Origin of the sequence: Microvirga zambiensis WSM3693, assembly GCF_016735695.1 — a bacterium.
Taxonomy (GTDB): Bacteria; Pseudomonadota; Alphaproteobacteria; order Rhizobiales; family Beijerinckiaceae; genus Microvirga; species Microvirga zambiensis.
Map to the genome: position 1 here is coordinate 1 of NZ_JAERQD010000051.1, position 16,663 is coordinate 16,663.

Sequence of the window (16,663 nt, forward strand, 5' to 3'; positions counted from 1 at the left end):
CATCCTGAGGAGGTCGCGCAGCGACCGTCTCGAAGGAGGATCCAGAGAGCACTGGAGACGCCCTCGTCCTTCGAGACACCGCCTGTGGCGGCCCTCAGGATGAGGGCTTGGGGGGCGGAAAGCTTTTTATGAGCCAGACGTTAAGGTTGACATCCGCCGCATGGAACGGCGCCGCTTCTGCGCCGTTGACCGCTAAGCTTCAGCCGAGCTTAGGAGTTCACCCATGGTCCGTGCCGCTCTTCCTCTTGCCGCTCTCGCGTTCCTGGCATCCCTCGGGGTGACCGAGGCTCAGGCTCAGAACCGCACCCGCGCGGGCGTCCTGACTTGCAGCGTGTCCGGCGGCATCGGCCTCATCGTCGGATCGCAGAAGAGCACCGTCTGCACCTTCAACCCGCGGCGCGGACGCAACGAGCGCTATGTCGGCGTGATCCGCCGCTTCGGCCTCGATATCGGCGTGACCCGCCGCGGCATACTCGCCTGGGCGGTCTTCTCCGGCGGAAGCGTCGCGCCGGGCGCTCTCGCCGGCAGCTATGTGGGCGGTGCTGCCGAGGCGACGGTCGGCGCGGGGCTCGGCGCCAATGTCCTCGTCGGCGGCTCCAACCGCTCCATCGCCCTCCAGCCCGTCTCCGTCAGCGGCCAGACCGGCCTCAACTTCGCCCTCGGCGTCGGCGACCTCGAACTGCGCGCCGCACGGTAAACTGCGTAAACACGCTGCCGCGTATCCCGCCGCGCGTACGAGAAGGGGCCGTGTTCGCGGCCCCTTCTCACGTCTGCTGACATGCCCTTGACGTTTCAGATCACGAAGAAGTCTGCGGCGGTCAGCTTGAGGTTCTTCTTCAGCGTTGCGATCTCGACCGCCTTGCCCCGACCCGAGCCGTCGGCGTCGTAATACAGCACGCCCTTCTTCTTGTTGTAGATCAGGTAGTCGTCCTTCTCCTTGGCCTTGTCCCCGACGGCCAGGAATTCCTTGTTCAGCTTCGCGGGCTTGGCCTCCGAGCCCTTCTTGCCGAGTTTCCTGAACACCGCATTGTCGAGCCAGATCGTGTCGTCCTTGACCTCGAAATCGGCGATCTGGTCGAGGTTCGTCGCCTTGTTGGCCTTGGTGTCGAACACGAAGATGTCCTTGCCCAAACCACCGGTGAGCACGTCCTTGCCGAGACCTCCAATGAGCGTGTCGTTGCCGAGTCCGGCCTCGATCCAGTCGTTGCCGGCAAGGCTCGAGAAGTAATCCTGGCCGGCGCCGCCGCGCATGCCGTCGGCACCGGCGCTGCCGAAGGCGCGCTCGTCGAGCACGTCCTGCACCAGGATGGTCAGGGTCTTGGTCGTGCTGGCGCCGCCGGCATCGGTCATGCGCACGGTGATATTGTGCGAGGTCGCCTGCTCGAAATCGAGCCTGACGCCATCGGCCACCTTCAGCACGCCGGTCGCGGCATCGAGGGTGAAGCGGCCTTCCGCATCAGCGACGAGGTCATAGCGCAACGGGCCACCAGCTTTCGCGGATCCGAGAAACGAACCGATGCTGACTCCGGCGCTGCTGTTCTCGGCGATCACGTCGCCGGTGAGGATTTTCCCGACGTCGCCGACCAGGCCGAGCAGACTGAGCTTGCTGTCGCTGAACTCGAAGATCTCGATGTTGGAAATCGTATCGGTGCCGTCGCGGTCCTGACGCTTATCGATCAGGGTGACGGAGCCGTCCTGATTGAGGGTGACGTCATAGTCGGCGCGTGTGCCGGTGAGCACCAGCGTATCGCTGCCACCGCCGCCATCGATACGGTTGGCGCCACGATTGCCATGGAACACGTTGCCGATCTCGTTGCCGGTCAGTGCAACGGCAGCGCTTCCATCGGCTCGCAGGATCTCGACATGCGCGCCCGCTGCGAGGGTGTAGGAAGCTATGGCATAGAGCGTGTCGGTGCCTTCGCCGGCAGTTTCGATGACGGCATCTGTAGCGACTTCGACCAAGTAGGAATCGTCGCCTGCGCCACCGATGAGGCTGTCATTGCCGTTGTCGCCGCTGAGGAGGTCGTTGCCATCACCGCCAGAGAGCGTGTCGTTGTCTTCGGCGCCGTTGAGGTTGTCATTGCCTGTGCCGCCGCTGAGGAAGTCGTTGCCCTCGTCGCCAGAGAGCCGGTCGTTCCCCGTGCCGCCGTCAAGGGTGTCATTGCCTTCGTTGCCGTAAAGAATGTCGTTGTCGGCGCTGCCATCCAACGCGTCGTTGCCAGCGCCGCCGACTAGGCTGTCGTAGCCGGCACCGCCGATGAGGCTGTCGTTCTCCAGGCCGCCATCGAGATAGTCGCCGTCTGCGCCGCCGTCGAGGGTATCGCGGCCCGCGTCGCCATACAGTCTGTCGTTTCCTTCACCGCCGATCAGACTATCGTTGTTGGCGCCGCCCTCAAGGCTGTCGATGCCTCCACCGCCGTTGAGGGAATCGTCGCCCGCGCCGCCTTTGAGCGTATCGTTGCCGTCATCACCCCAGAAGATGTTGCCCGTGTCGTCGCCGATCAGCGTGTCGGCATGCACCGTGCCGTTGATCACCTCGATGCCGTCATAGGTGTCGTCCGCGGCTGCACCCGATCCCGTGTCTTTGTCCAGGTCGACGGTAACCGCAGTCGCGCCGAGGTAGCTCACCGTGTCGCGAATTCCCTCGCCGCCGCTGAAGCTGTCCTTCCCGCCCGAAGCGCCGGACATATAGTCGTTGCCGTCGCCGCCCTCGATGGTGTCGTCGCCGGCGCCGCCGTCGAGATTGTCGTCGCCCTCGCTGCCCTTCAGGCTGTCGTTGTCGGCCCCGCCCTCGAGCAGGTCGTTGCCAAGGCCGCCGGTGAGCGTGTCGTTGCCGCCGTGTCCCTTGAGCGTGTCGTTACCATCGGCGCCCCAGAAGGCGTTGTCGTCGCCGTTACCCTCGATCGTGTCGTTGTAGATCGTGCCGTCGATGATCTCGATGCTGCTGATGCGGTCGCTCGCCGCCGCGCCGGAATTCAGGTTCTGCGCGTGCAAGTAGATGCCCACGCCTGTCTGATTGGCATTGCGCACCTCCCAATAGGCGAGCTTGTCCTCATTGCCCGCGCCGCCCATGAAGCTGTCGGCGCCGAGATAATTGCCGCCGGCATCAGGCGTTTCGTGGGCCATGAACACATCGTTGCCGGCACCGCCATCGAGGGTGTCGTTGCCGTCGCCGCCGGTGAGGCTGTCGTTGCCGGCCATGCCGTAGAGGCCGTCGTTGCCGCCCCCGCCGTTCAGGCTGTCATTGACGGTTGCAACGTCGGTGCCGGCATATTCTTCGTCGGCTGCCGTGCCGGTCCAATTGGCCAGGGTCCGAGCATCCAGGAACTGGGCGCGAAGCGTTCGAGCTGCCCCGTCGCCGATATTCTCCCAGCCGACGAGGACACGTCCGTCCGGCATCACGGTGATCGTCGGCTTTTCCTGGGTATTCCCTGTGGAGAGGCTCGGAGCATCGCTGCTCAAGCGGCCAGTGCTATCGTAAGAACTCGCTGCGATGCTGTTGCCGACTTTGTAGGCCAGAGTGAAGCCACCGTCCGGAAGGGCGGCGACGACGGGTGTTGCAATGGCCGTCGCGGAAGATGCTAGGAAGCGATATGTCGGCTCGCCGCCGCTTGGTTCATAGAGCCACCCCGATATTTGGTGCACTTGCAACGTGTTGTTAAAAATCGCGTAGGTGAGCAGAAGGCGCCCATTTGCCAGGGCTGTCACAGCCACATCTTTTGTGTTGCCACCGACTACAAACTCCCACTTTTCCTGAGGGACTCCAGCGACACTGTAAGAATTGAAGATGACGACGGATCGTGTGCCATGTTCCAGTTGCGCGGTGACGATCTTGTTGGCGAAGCGACCATCCTCGGGGCCGTCAAGAACAGCTGTGACCGATGTCGAGTTCACGCTGTTCCCCGACTCAGGGGTTTGATGGCTGGAAGCGCTGGTGCCGAATTGGTCGTAGAATGCTGTTGAGACCCCGCCGCTGCTGGAGGACGAAACGGCGAACCCGCTTCCGTGAGCGACGATCTTGGGGTTCGCCCAGGCACTGGAAAAACCCTGTGAGACAGCGAAATCGGGGTTGAGAGCATTGCCGTCCGCGCCATAGAGGCGAGCCCTGATCGGCCCGGTCGTGCCACCGTCCGACCAGGCGACCGCGAACCCGCCGTTGCTGAGAATTGCGACTGAAGGGGTGCCCTGCGCGCCTGCGTCGGAAGAGTTGACTTGGAACGGGCCGGATTTGGCGGACCCATCGGCATGGAGGATCTGGGCATAAATATCCGAGTCGGTGCCGTCGTTCTGGGTCCAGACGGCGATGAGCGAGCCGTTCTTGAGTGCCGTGATCTTGAGGCCGGACTGGGTGCCGGATGGCTGGATCTGGATCTGGCTTCCGTGGAGCGACAGGGGCATGGGCATGGTTCTCGCAGATTTTACGAATATTACATCGTATCATAACGATAGGGCAACTATCCCCTCGCGGAAGACGTGCGCCGGCGCACCTTGCCCTTTCCACTGAGGCCGCCCGACAAACCCTCTTGCCAACGCGCCGTCACAGGCAGAGCATCGACCCAACGCGTCCCGACAAGAACGCGTCATAAAGTGGGGGCAGGGAAGGATGACGTCCTATGGCACCCAACGGCAGACTAGCTGCGGGCCCGCGATGCATCGCGATCGTCGGCCCGTTCCAGAGCGGCAAGACCACCCTGCTCGAGGCGATCCTGGAGCGCACGGGAGCCGTCTCCCGGGCCGGCCGCGTGGCGAACGGGGACAGCGTGGGCGATGCGAGCGCGGAGGCCCGCGCCCATGCCATGAGCATCGAGCCCAATGTGGCGACGATCGATTTCCTCGGCGAGAGCATGACCTTCGTGGATTGCCCCGGCTCGACCGAGTTCCTGCACGAAATGCGCAACGTCACGCCGGTCTGCGACGCCGCAGTCGTCGTGTGCGAAGCGGACGAGCGCAAGATTCCCGCGCTCGAGATCATCCTGCGCGAATTGGAAGAGGCCGATATCCCGCGCTTCCTGTTCATCAACAAGATCGACACGGCCAACCAGCGCATCCGTGAAACGCTCAGCCTCTTGCAGCAGGCGTCGCGCACGCCGCTTCTGTTGCGCCAGATCCCGCTCTGGAAGGACGGCATTGCGGTGGGCTTCATCGATCTCGCCCTCGAGCGCGCCTTCGTCTATCGCGAGCATGCGCCGAGCGAGATCGTCGATCTGCCCGAGGGCGAGCTGCCGCGCGAGAAGGAAGCGCGTTTCGCCATGCTCGAGCGTCTGGCCGATCATGACGATGCGCTGATGGAGGAGCTGATCTCCGAGATCGAGCCGCCGCGCGACCAGATCTTCGATGATCTGTCGAAGGAATTGAAGGAGCGGCATGTGGTGCCGGCCCTCATCGGTTCGGCCGAGCGCGGCAACGGAGTGACGCGGCTTCTCAAGGCTTTGCGCCATGAGGCGCCGTCGCTCGCCGAGACTCGGGCGCGGCTCGGCATTCCGGAGGAGGGAGCGCCGCTCGCGCAAAGCATGAAGACCCTGCATATGGGCCAGGGCGGCAAGCTTTCCGTCGGCCGCGTCATGCGCGGCACGTTCCACGAGGGCGACACGGTGGTCGGCTCGCGCGGCGCCGAGGCGCGCATCGGCAGCATCCTGACCCTCATGGGCAGCACGACGAACCGCAAGACCGAGGCCGGGCCCGGCGACACGGTCGGCTTCGGCCGGTTGGAGGGCATCGCCACGGGCGACAGTTTTGCCGCCGGCAAGGTGCGGCCCGAGGCTGTCGTGTCGCCGGCGCCGCCGGAGCCCGTCTATCTGCTGGCGCTCAAGGTCAGGGACCGCAAGGACGACGTGCGCCTCTCGAGCGCGCTCGCCAAGATCACCGAGGAGGATCCCTCCCTCGTGGTGGAAACCCGGCCGGAGATGGGAGAGATCAGGCTCCATGGGCAGGGCGAGATGCACCTGCGCGTGGCGGTGGAAAAGCTCGCCTCCCGTTTCCAGGTCGGCGTCGATACCGCAAAGCCGAAGGTAGCCTATTGCGAGACGATCAAGTCGCCGGCCTCGGCTCGGGGAAGGCACCGCAAGCAGACCGGCGGCCATGGCCAGTTCGGCGACGTGATGATCGAGATCAAGCCGTTGCCGCGTGGCGAGGGCTTCGCCTTCCTGGACAAGATCACCGGCGGCGTGGTGCCGCGCCAGTACATCCCCTCTGTCGAGACCGGGGTGAGGGATGCGCTCAAATCCGGGCCCCTCGGCTTCCCCGTGGTCGATCTGGCGGTGACGCTGACGGACGGCTCCTACCACACGGTCGATTCCTCGGATGCAGCCTTCCAGGCGGCGGCGAGGCTTGCCCTGGCGGATGCCCTGCCGAAGGCGAAGCCGGTCCTGCTGGAGCCCGTGCTCTCGGTCGAGATCACGATCCCGTCCGAGGCGCTGGCCAAGGCCACCGCCCTCGTGACCGGTCGGCGCGGGCAGATCCTCGGCTATGACGAGCGGCCGGGATGGAACGGATGGCAGGTGCTAAGCGCCACCATTCCGGAATCGGAGATCGGCGATCTCATCGTCGAGCTGCGCTCGGCCACGGCCGGCGTCGGAACCTTCTCGACCCGCTTCGACCATATGGCGGAACTCAGCGGCCGCCCGGCCGAGATGGTTCTGCAGAAGGCCCATTGAGAAACTTGGACCTGAACGATCCCTGCGGATCGTTCAGGTCTAAACTATTTCCATCGACAAACGCGGTCTTCCGCGCCAAGTTGTGCTTTATGGAGACGCCATCTCCCATGAAGCAAACCTCGCCGCGAAGCGGAGGACAATGATGAGTTCCCCCACCCAGGCGCCTGCCAATGCAGGCGCTCCGGACCCCTATGCAGCCCGGCCGTGGCTGAGCTCCTATCCCAACCAGGTCCCGCAGACGATCGATGAGGCCAGGATCGGCACCCTCAACGACATCTTCCGCAAGGCCGTCGCGGATTATCCAAACCGGGCCGCCGTCGAGAGCTTCGGCAAGCGCATGACCTATGCCGCTTTGGGGCGGGAGGCCGATGCGGTGGCTTCATGGCTGCAGGGGCAGGGGCTGAAGAAGGGCGACCGGGTGGCGATCATGCTGCCGAACGTGATGGCGTTCCCGCCGATCCTGTTCGGAATCCTTCTTGCGGGCGGCACCGTCGTCAACGTCAATCCGCTCTACACGCCGCGCGAGCTGACCTATCAGATCAAGGATTCCGGTGCGCGCTTCCTGTTCGTGCTGGAGAATTTTGGGGCGACGGTTCAGGAATCGCTGCCCGAGATCAAGCTCGATCGGGTGGTGCTGGTGACGCCGGGCGATCTGCTCGGCCTCAAGGGGGCCATCGTCAATCTCGTTTCGCGGCGCGTGAAGAAAGCGGTGAAGCCGTTCCAGCTGCCGCAGGCGATCGCGTTCAAGACCGTCATCGCCGGGGGCGCCGCTCGCAAGGCGCAGGCCGTACCGGTTTCGCCCGACGACATCGCGTTCCTGCAATATACGGGCGGCACGACCGGCGTCGCCAAGGGTGCCACGCTGCTCCACCGCAACGTGGCCGCCAACGTGATTCAGTGCGAAGCCTGGATGCGTCCGTTCTTCGGCGACCGCGAGGATCATGTGATGGTGACGGCGCTGCCGCTCTATCACATCTTCGCGCTCACGGTCTGCGCCCTGCTGATGACGCGCATCGGCGGATGCCAGTTGCTGATCGCCAATCCGCGCGACATACCGGGCTTCGTCAAGACGCTGCAGAAAAGCCGCATCACGCTCATGTCCGGCCTCAACACGCTCTACAACGCACTGGCCAATGCGCCCGGCATCGACAAGGTTGATTTCTCGCAGATGGTCTTCGCCGTGTCCGGCGGCATGGCGACCCAGGAGGTCGTGGCCAGGAAATGGAAGCAGGTGACGGGACAGCCGATCGTCGAGGGCTACGGCCTGTCGGAGACTTCGCCCGTGGTCTGCGCCAACCGCCTCGACATCGAGGAGTTCACCGGCACCATCGGTTACCCTCTGCCATCGACGGACATCTCCGTGCGTTCCGCCGAGGGTGCGGTGCTGCCTCCCGGCGAGCGCGGGGAACTGTGCGTGAAGGGGCCGCAGGTCATGGCAGGCTACTGGCAGCGGCCGGACGAGACCGCGAAGGTGATGACCGCCGACGGCTATTTCCGCACGGGTGACGTGGCGGTGGTCCTGCCCGACGGCCAGGTGAAGATCGTCGACCGGATGAAGGACATGGTCCTCGTCTCCGGCTTCAACGTCTATCCGAACGAAGTGGAAGAGGTGCTCGTCAAGCATCCCGGCGTCGCGGAGGCTGCGGTCATCGGTCTGCCCGATGCGCATTCCGGCGAGGCGGTTGCAGCCTATGTGGTGCGCCGGGATCCCGCTCTCACGGTGGAAGATCTGCGCGCGTTCTGCCGCGAGAACATGACCGGCTACAAGGTGCCGCGCCGGATCGAGTTCCGCGAGACGCTCCCCAAGACCAATGTCGGCAAGGTGCTGCGCCGTGCGCTGAAGGAAGAGGTGGAGCAGTCCGCCGGCCGATGATCGGCATCGCGATGGTCTGAGAGCAAAAAAAAGCCGGGCTCGAAGCCCGGCTAAAGTAGAGGTCCGACAAAAGTCAAAACCTTCCAGAGGGAACGGCCGACACGGCATCGCCGGGAGGAAGAAAGCGGTGCCGCGTTGAAATCAGCCAAGGGTGATATCGGCCGCATTGCGCTTATTTGCAATGCAGCATGCCTCATAAAAGGGCTGCGCCGGGTGCATGGCTCTGTCATGGCGGTGACAAATTTGGACTATAGCCGAGCTTCGCCCGGGCGCCGGCCCGCACATTTGGGGCCGGCCTCTCGATCGTCTGGCTTGTCAATCTCTGACCTCATCCTGAGGAGATCGAGAAGCGATCGTCTCGAAGGAGGTTCCAGCGAGCACTGGAAGCGCCCTCGTCCTTCGAGACGCCGCCTGCGGCGGCCCTCAGGATGAGGGCTCAGGGGCGGAGATCCTCGATGAGCCGGACACTCAGGATGAGTCGAGAGGGTGACAACCCGCCTCTCAGAAGGTCCAGCGCTGGGCCTTTGAGATCAGGAAGTCGCGGAAAGCCTGGACGCGGGCGACCGAGCGCATCTCTTCCGCATAGACGAGATAGCTGTCGAGGGACGGCATTTCCACATCGCGCAGGATCTGGACGAGGTCGGGATTGCCGACGACGGCATAGTCCGGCAGCACGGCAATGCCGGCTCCGGTCTCGACGGCGAGCTTCAGGGCCGTGATGTTGTTGACCACGTAGTGATACTGGCGCGGCTCGCGCCCGTCGCGCCCCGCCGTCGAGAGCCAGTGCACCGCCATGAGATAGGAGGGCTGGTCGCCGCCGAAGGAGACGATGCGGTGCTCGTCGAGATCCTCCAGCGTCTTCGGCTCGCCGAACCGTTTCAGGTAGTCGGCCGACGCATAGACGTGGAAATGCACCGTGAAGAGCCGGCGCTGGATGAGGTCCGGCTGGGCCGGGCGACGCAGGCGGATCGCCACGTCGGCCTCGCGCATGGCGAGGTCCAGCTCCTCGTTGGAGAGGATCAGCTCGACGCGCACATCGGGGTAAAGGTCAAGGAATTCGGCGATGCGCTGGGCAAGCCAGATGGAGCCGAGGCCGACCGTCGTCGTCACCTTCAATTCGCCCGAAGGACGCTCGCTCGTCTCGACGAGGCGCGCCTTGGTCGTTTCCAGCCGCATCCGCATGTCGCGGGCGGCCCGGAACAGCAGGTCGCCCTGTTCGGTCAGGATCAGCCCGCGGGCATGGCGGTGGAAGAGGGGGGCCTTCAGCTCGCGCTCAAGCGCACTGATCTGGCGGCTCACGGCCGATTGGCTCAGACCCAGATCGTCACCCGCCCGCGTGAAGCTTCCCGCTTCTGCGACGGTGTAGAAAATCCGGATCTTGTCCCAGTCCACGGCGCATCCCTCATGCCTCGCATGCTTCTCACGCAAGGCTTCTTTTATCTCTTATGAGCCGAGGGTTCGACGCAACAGGAAATCGGCCTGAGAGCTAACCAGTTGTTAATAAATTCTATTCAGCGGCTTCCTGCGTGGCCTCCAGGGCGGCGAGGTAGCGCTCGGCGTCGAGAGCGGCCATGCAGCCCATGCCTGCCGATGTGACCGCCTGACGATAGATGTCGTCGGTGACGTCGCCCGCGGCGAAGACGCCGGGAATGTTCGTGTCGGTCGAGCCCGGCTTGGTCAGCAGATAGCCGCCCGCCTTCATGTCGAGCTGGCCGGTGAAAAGCTCGGTTGCCGGCTTGTGGCCGATGGCGATGAAGACGCCGTCGGTCTTGAAGTCGGAGGTCTGGCCGGAGACGAGGTTCTTGAGCCGCAGATGGGTGACGGAGGAGGGGTTCTCGCTGCCGCAGATCTCCTCCACGGCGGTGTTCCAGATCACCTCGATCTTCGGATGCTTGAACAGGCGGTCCTGCAGGATGCGCTCGGCCCGCAGCGAATCCCGGCGGTGGACCAGGGTCACCTTCGAGGCGAGATTGGCGAGGTAGAGCGCCTCCTCGACCGCGGTGTTGCCGCCGCCGACCACCACGACCTCCTTGCCGCGGTAGAAGAAGCCGTCGCAGGTGGCGCAGGCCGAGACGCCGAAGCCCTGGAACTGGCCCTCGGAGGGCAGGCCCAGCCACTTGGCCTGGGCGCCCGTCGCGACGATGAGCGCGTCACAGGTATAGGTGGCGCCGGAATCGCCCTCCAGGCGGAAGGGACGCTGCTTAAGGTCGACCTTCACGATATGGTCGGAGATCATGTGGGTGCCTACATGCTCGGCCTGCATGCGCATCTGCTCCATGAGCCAGGGACCCTGGATCACGTCGGCGAAGCCCGGATAGTTTTCGACATCCGTGGTGATCATCAGCTGGCCGCCTGGCTGGAAGCCGGAAATCATCACAGGCTCAAGCAGGGCGCGCGCCGCATAGATCGCCGCCGTATAGCCCGCCGGCCCCGAGCCGATGATGATGAGCTTGGCGTGAGAATGGGCCATCAGGGGGTCTCCAGTGAAAAGGCGAGGTCCGGCAAGCCGAGAGCGCGGCGGTGGCGGCTCAATCCTTGAGCAATGGCCTCCGCGACCTTGGGGGTTGAATTTAGGGGTTCATAGGGCTGTCCTTCAAGACGCCCCGTAAACGGATGCACAATTCCATGGGCCTTCAGAGCCGTCATGTAAACATCCAGTTTCGGGTGCCCGCCGGATGGTTCGAACACCAGGATCGGCCGTCCCGTCACGGCGGCCTCCCCGATCATGTTGAAGGAATCGCCCGTCGCCACCACGAAATCGGCGAGCGCTAGGAGATCGACGTAAGGGTTCTCCCCTGTGCCGTCCCAGAAAAAGCCGCCATGCCGCACGATCAGTGCGATCAGGGCCTCCCGCAGGGCCGGTGGCGTGCGGCGCGAGGCGGTCACCATCAAGCCTGCTCCGGCCTCGGCAATGGTCTTCAGGTGCTCGACGAAGCGGGCGACGTCGGCTGGCGTGAACCGGTGATGGCGGCTGTCGCCGCCCGCCAGCACCGCGACGCGGGGATGAGGGAGATGGGCAAGGCGGGTATCGGGCCGGCTGCGGGCGGCTGCGATCCGCCTCTCCGAGACCCGGTGCGGAGGTGTGAGGGTGTTGAGCACGTTCGGGCCCCGCAGGCGGTCGTATTCCGGCGACCAGATGAAATCGGCTGCCCTCGGGCCGGTGCGGGGATCCTTGAGGAAGACGGTGTAGGTGCGCCCGCCGGTGGCCTTCTTGACGGCGCGCAGATAGGCCACGGCGCGGCGGCCCGAGGCGATGAGGAGATCAGGGAAGGGCGGGGCGATAGGGCTGTTCGGGGCGCCGGGGCGCTCGCGCGGATCGATCGGCCCCCAGGGCATGAACCAGCTGAAGGGAGGCTTGGGATCGACCCGGCGGATCTCGGGATCGAGGCCGAGGGCCTCGGTCACGCTCAGCGCCTGCAGCTCGTCTCCGGCCTTGCCATCGGTCAGAACCCAGGTGATAAGGCCGGTATCATTGCGCAACATTCGATCAACGAGCCTGTGGAGTTCATGAAGTTCGTTGCGACTTAATCGCCTCTTCTTCTTGTGCAGACCCTCTACACGGTCTACTCAGCCAAGACGAGATTTTTTGACCTGATGCCGCACGATCCGGGCCGCCGGCCGGTTCCTGCCTTCCCGAGCGTGCGCTAAAGCGCTTTTCGGCGAAGTGGATCCGGTTCGCCGTCAAAAAGCGCGGCAAAACAAGATGAAGCGCTGGTTGCATGCGAATGCAGCCAGCCTCTAGCGGAGTTACCGTGCGCGGACGCCTCGATTCCATCGACTGGGCCATCCTGAAAGAACTGCAGGCCGACGGCAGCATCACGAACGTGGAGCTGGCGCGTCGCGTCGGACTGTCGGCCCCTCCCTGCCTGCGGCGGGTGCGGGCGCTCGAGAGCGCCGGCATCATCAAGGCCTATCGTGCGATCCTCGACCCGAAGAATCTCGGCTTCGAGATCGTCTGCTTCGCCATGGTGCAGCTCGACGTGCAGGGCAAGAAGGAGCTCAAGGAGTTCGAGCAGAAGGTGAAGGACTGGTCCATGGTCCGCGAGTGCTGGACCCTGTCAGGCGACATCGACTTCATCCTCAAATGCGTCGCGCCGAACCTCGCCTCCTTCCAGGGCCTCGTCTCCGAGCTGACCTCCCTGCCGAATGTGCGCAATGTCCGCACGGCGCTGACCCTCGACCTGATCAAGGACGAGCCCCTGGTGCCGATCGAGGAGGTCGAGCCGGAGAAGGCGTGACCCTCCCGGCTCCGCCGCGGCTTCAGATCACGAAGAAATCGGCGTAGGTGAGCTTCGGCTTGTTGGTGAAGACCGCGATCTCGACGGCCTTTCCCGCCTTGTTGCCGTCGGCATCGTAGGACAGCACGCCCGTCTTCCGGTTGTAGATCAGATAATCGTTGGCGTCGTCCGCGGTGTCGAACTCGAGATAGGTCTTTGACAGCTTCGCCGGCTTCTCGAGCGAGCCCTTCTTTCCGAGCTTCTTGAAGAAGGCATTGTCGAGATATAGCGAGTCCTTCTTCGGATCGAAATCGGTGATCGTGTCGCGGTTGCTGCTCGACGGCTTCTGGTCGAAGACGACCACGTCCTTGCCGCTGCCGGTCGAGATCCGGTCGCGTCCGAGATCGCCGTGCAGGCGGTCGTTTCCGGCGCCGCCGGACAGCGTATCGTTGCCGAGCTCGCCGAACAGGATGTCGTTGCCCGAGGTCCCGTTCTTCCGCAGCGGCGTTTTTTCGCGAACGTTGGTGACGCTCACCGCCACATCCTGGACGTAAGAGCCGCCGAAGGCGTCCGTCACCTTGACGCGCAGGCTGTGCGATGTCGCCTTCTCGTAATCGAGCTTGGCACCGGATTTGAGTTTGATCGCGTTGTCGGAGATTTCGAAGAGCGGATTCGTCGTTGCGGCGCTGCCTGCGTCGACCAGGGCGAAGGTATGTCTGTCGGAAAGGTCGAGATCGACAGCCGAGAGCGTGCCCGCCGTCGCGCCGGCCGCAGCCGATTCCTGGATCGACCCGCTGACGGCAATGCTCTCCGGCGCGGCATTGATCTTGAAGCGCTGGAAGAAAAGCCCGAGATCCCCGTCCTGTTGTCCCGGCTGATCGCCAACACCCTCCCAGCCGACCACGAGCGTGCCATCGGCAGTCACCTCAAGGAATGTGCCCATCTGCGCGCCGGTCGTCGACGTGTTGACCAGGATCTCGCCGCCGACGCGTTGGCCATTGGCATCGAAGGTCTGCATGAAGAAGCCGGTCTCGCTGCCGTCGGATCCGCTCCAGGCCACAACGAAGCTGCCGTTCGGCAGGGCGCGGATCATCGGGCCATTTTGGACCCCATCCGTGGTGCTGTTGACGCGCACCTCGGAGCCGATTCTCGTGCCGCTGGCGTCGAAGACCTGCATGTAGATACCGGAATCGTCCTCATGCCCGGGCCGCGTGCTCGTGCCCGACCACGTGAGAATGGAACGCCCCGTGCTGGGAAGATACGCAAAGTTCGTGTCGGGAAAGTTGCCGACTGACTGGAAGCGGATTTCAGGGCCGATCTTGCCGCCGGACGGATCGAGCACCTGGACGGATAGGTCATCAGGATCCTGCTGTTCGGGATCGCCGGTTGTCCAGGCTGTGACGTAGTGCTTAACCGCATATCGGTCAGCGCTCGCGTTGAACTGATAGCTGGTGAAGACCCGGAGATTGGATTGTGTACCTTCGACGGTCGTGTTCAGACGCGTTTCGGAGCCGATCTTGTTCCCATGGGCGTCGAAGCGCTGGTAGAAGAGCCCATGATCGTCCGCCTGGCCCTCCTGCGTGCCATTCCCCTGCCAGAATATCAGCGGGGCGCCATTGTCCATCGTCAGGGTGTACGCTCTGATCTGGTCTCCGTCGACGGTTGTAGTGACGGTTTTTGCCTCGCCTGCGGCTGTGCCGTCGGCGTTGAAGACCTGATAGTAGATGTCCCTGACTTGGGCGCTGACGGGAAGATTCCAGAAGGTCGCCCATTTGCCGTCCGCCAAGCTGCGGGCAGATGGGGTGATACTCGCGTTGGAGTTAAGGGTGAGTTCTCCTCCGACCTTCTCACCGTTGCGGTCAAAGGCCTGCTGAAACGCTTGGGATCCTGCACGATAGGTGACGACAAATCCGCCGTTCGAGAGAGCGGTGGCGCCAATTAGCATTTCTTCACGTCCCGCCACGGCGACATTCACGAGCCTCTCTCCGCCGATGAAATCGCCGTCCTCGTCCATGAGGCGGAAATAGATACCCTTATCGTCCTGATCGCCGCGGCCGTTCCAGATGACGACCGAGATGTCGTTGCGCAGAAAAACGTTGCGCCAAGTCCCTGACGGCTGGTTAGGGCTTTTGATGATGCCGTTTTCCGTCTCGTTGATGCTGACTTCCTGACGTGGAGTGCCGTCGCTGTTGAAAGTACGGAAATAGAGATTGTTGCCCTGAGCGGCGTCGTCGGATCTCGATTCCCAGATGGAGCCCCACCCGATTCCGGGCAGGGCGACTGAAAAGAAATCTGCCCCGACCTCGCCGTCCGTCCTGGCGTTGACGCGAATCTCGCCGCCTATCTTCACCCCGTTCGCGTCGAAGAGCTGCTGAAAATAGCCGTTTGTATCCTCATGGCCGGGGACGGTGCCGTTGCCGACCCATTGCAGGATGAACCGCCCGTCCGGCAGCCTGATGAATTGCGATGCGGCCTGTGCACCACCGGTCGAAGTGCTGGCGCGGGTTTCGCCTCCGAGACGGACGACATTGTAGGGCATGGCAGAAAACCTCAAGAACGCGATGCGACGTAGCTTAAGGTAAGGTTATATATTTGCAATGGCCTTGGTTCGAACGGCCTCAGATCTGCCGCCGCAGCCAGCTCACATAATGCTGGGCCAGGACCACGGCGCGGCCCTGCTCGTCCGGGGTCAGGATGCTGGTGTTCACGTCGCGGACGGCGAGCATCGGGTGGCTGGCCAGAACCTCGCCCCGGCGGCCGATGGCGAGGGCCTCGCCTTCCATCGCATCGTGCCCGCTGCCGCCACCCCCGCGGTCTCCGCCTCCGCGGCCCAGGCGGCCGGTGCTGCTGTCGGGAAACGGGGTGAAAAACACGCTCGTGATACGCAGGACGAGGCGCGGACCACGCGGGTCGACCCGGTCGGCGAAGGAGCGCCGCAATGCATCGAGGGCGGCAGCGCCGACGAGATCGGCGAACGGGCCGAGACCCTTGGCCTTCAAGACGCTGACATCGACCGCGAACCCGGAGAATGCCTGCGGGAAGGGCGAGCCATCGGAGGAAAGACCCGCCGGGACGCAGCCCGCCCCTGTCAAAGCAATGCCGATTGATAGAGCCGCCAGAACCGAACGGCGGGAAAAGAGGGTCACAGGCTTGTCTTGCATCGGGACGGTCCTCACCCTTGTCAGGAAAGGATCCCGCTCACGCAAAACCGATCCTCTCTCGATGTGCTGCAGGCTCTCAACGGCGAAACGACACCGCTCCGCCAAGATTGTTCTAGCGCATCGTGCGGAAAAGGGGACTCGGCCGCTTCGCGTTCATCGCCCCGGAGCCGTCGGCATTGCGGGGGAGCGGGCTTGAAACCAAGCCCGCTCCCCCGTCGCGGATCAGACGGCGCCGAACCGGACGCCGACGACCTCGTAGGACTTGCCGCCGCCCGGGGTCGACACCTCGACCGTGTCGCCGATGGTCTTGCCCATGAGGGCGCGGGCGATGGGGGAGGCGACCGAGACCCGGCCCGAGCGTACATCGGCCTCGGGCTCGCCCACGATCTGGTAGGTCTTCTCTTCCTCGGTGTCCTCGTCGACGAGCTTCACCGTGGCGCCGAATTTGATCCGGTCGCCGGAAAGCTTCGCGATATCGATCACTTCGGCGCGGGAAATCAGGCTCTCAAGCTCCAGAACCCGGCCTTCGTTGAGGGATTGGGCTTCCTTGGCGGCATGGTATTCGGCGTTTTCCGACAGGTCGCCAAGCGCGCGGGCTTCCGCGATCGCCTGGATGATCCGGGGGCGTTCAACCTGCTGCCGGTGCTTGAGCTCCTCCTCGAGCGCCGCAAAACCCTTGATCGTCAGAGGGACCTTGTCCATCGTTTGTCTCGTCCAAAAAGAGGTACGAGGCCGCTGTTTCCAGCGCCCTCGCATGTC

11 protein-coding genes are annotated in these 16,663 nt (G+C 64.0%); 4 read left to right on the forward strand and 7 right to left on the reverse strand.

What is annotated here, in order from left to right:
• Positions 1–223 precede the first annotated feature (223 nt).
• On the forward strand, positions 224–697 hold the full coding sequence (locus tag JKL46_RS26675) for a DUF992 domain-containing protein (protein WP_201838941.1): 474 nt from the start codon (positions 224–226) through the stop codon (positions 695–697).
• A gap of 95 nt (positions 698–792) precedes the next feature.
• Here the strand turns inward: JKL46_RS26675 and JKL46_RS36405 are convergent, their stop codons facing one another.
• Positions 793–4,398 carry a hypothetical protein gene (locus JKL46_RS36405; RefSeq protein WP_281400102.1) on the reverse strand — a complete coding sequence of 1,202 codons (3,606 nt, stop codon included), beginning with the start codon at positions 4,396–4,398 and terminating at the stop codon, positions 793–795.
• A 215-nt stretch (positions 4,399–4,613) separates the two neighbouring features.
• On the opposite strand from JKL46_RS36405, the gene JKL46_RS26685 reads away from it, so the two are divergent.
• Together JKL46_RS26685 and JKL46_RS26690 are read left to right on the forward strand one after the other, a co-directional pair.
• Positions 4,614–6,653, forward strand: coding sequence for an elongation factor G (locus JKL46_RS26685; RefSeq protein ID WP_201838943.1), 2,040 nt, complete (start codon positions 4,614–4,616; stop codon positions 6,651–6,653).
• A 142-nt stretch (positions 6,654–6,795) separates the two neighbouring features.
• Positions 6,796–8,526, forward strand: a complete 1,731-nt coding sequence (locus JKL46_RS26690) for an AMP-binding protein (protein WP_201838944.1) — start codon at positions 6,796–6,798, stop codon at positions 8,524–8,526.
• Positions 8,527–9,027: 501 nt separating this feature from the next.
• On the opposite strand, the gene JKL46_RS26695 is transcribed toward JKL46_RS26690, so the two are convergent.
• From JKL46_RS26695 to JKL46_RS26705, 3 genes are all read right to left on the reverse strand, one after another.
• Positions 9,028–9,918, reverse strand: a complete 891-nt coding sequence (locus tag JKL46_RS26695; protein WP_201838946.1) for a LysR substrate-binding domain-containing protein — start codon at positions 9,916–9,918, stop codon at positions 9,028–9,030.
• Positions 9,919–10,033: 115 nt separating this feature from the next.
• Complete coding sequence (gene trxB, locus JKL46_RS26700; protein WP_201838947.1) at positions 10,034–10,996, reverse strand: thioredoxin-disulfide reductase; 963 nt, start codon at positions 10,994–10,996, stop codon at positions 10,034–10,036.
• Positions 10,996–12,009, reverse strand: coding sequence for a mitochondrial fission ELM1 family protein (locus JKL46_RS26705; protein ID WP_201838948.1), 1,014 nt, complete (start codon positions 12,007–12,009; stop codon positions 10,996–10,998). Before JKL46_RS26705 ends, trxB begins: the two co-directional genes overlap by 1 nt.
• Before the next feature lie 242 nt (positions 12,010–12,251).
• On the opposite strand from JKL46_RS26705, the gene JKL46_RS26710 reads away from it, so the two are divergent.
• Positions 12,252–12,764, forward strand: coding sequence for an Lrp/AsnC family transcriptional regulator (locus JKL46_RS26710; protein ID WP_210381478.1), 513 nt, complete (start codon positions 12,252–12,254; stop codon positions 12,762–12,764).
• Positions 12,765–12,786: 22 nt separating this feature from the next.
• On the opposite strand, the gene JKL46_RS26715 is transcribed toward JKL46_RS26710, so the two are convergent.
• From JKL46_RS26715 to greA, 3 genes are all read right to left on the reverse strand, one after another.
• The gene (locus JKL46_RS26715; RefSeq protein WP_201838949.1) at positions 12,787–15,282 is read right to left on the reverse strand and encodes a hypothetical protein; all 2,496 of its coding nucleotides are present in this window, start codon (positions 15,280–15,282) and stop codon (positions 12,787–12,789) included.
• A gap of 79 nt (positions 15,283–15,361) precedes the next feature.
• On the reverse strand, positions 15,362–15,904 hold the full coding sequence (locus JKL46_RS26720; RefSeq protein WP_201838950.1) for a hypothetical protein: 543 nt from the start codon (positions 15,902–15,904) through the stop codon (positions 15,362–15,364).
• Between the two features lie 222 nt (positions 15,905–16,126).
• Entirely contained in the window at positions 16,127–16,606 is a 480-nt protein-coding gene (greA, locus tag JKL46_RS26725; protein ID WP_201838951.1) for a transcription elongation factor GreA, read from the reverse strand.
• Positions 16,607–16,663: the final 57 nt, after the last annotated feature.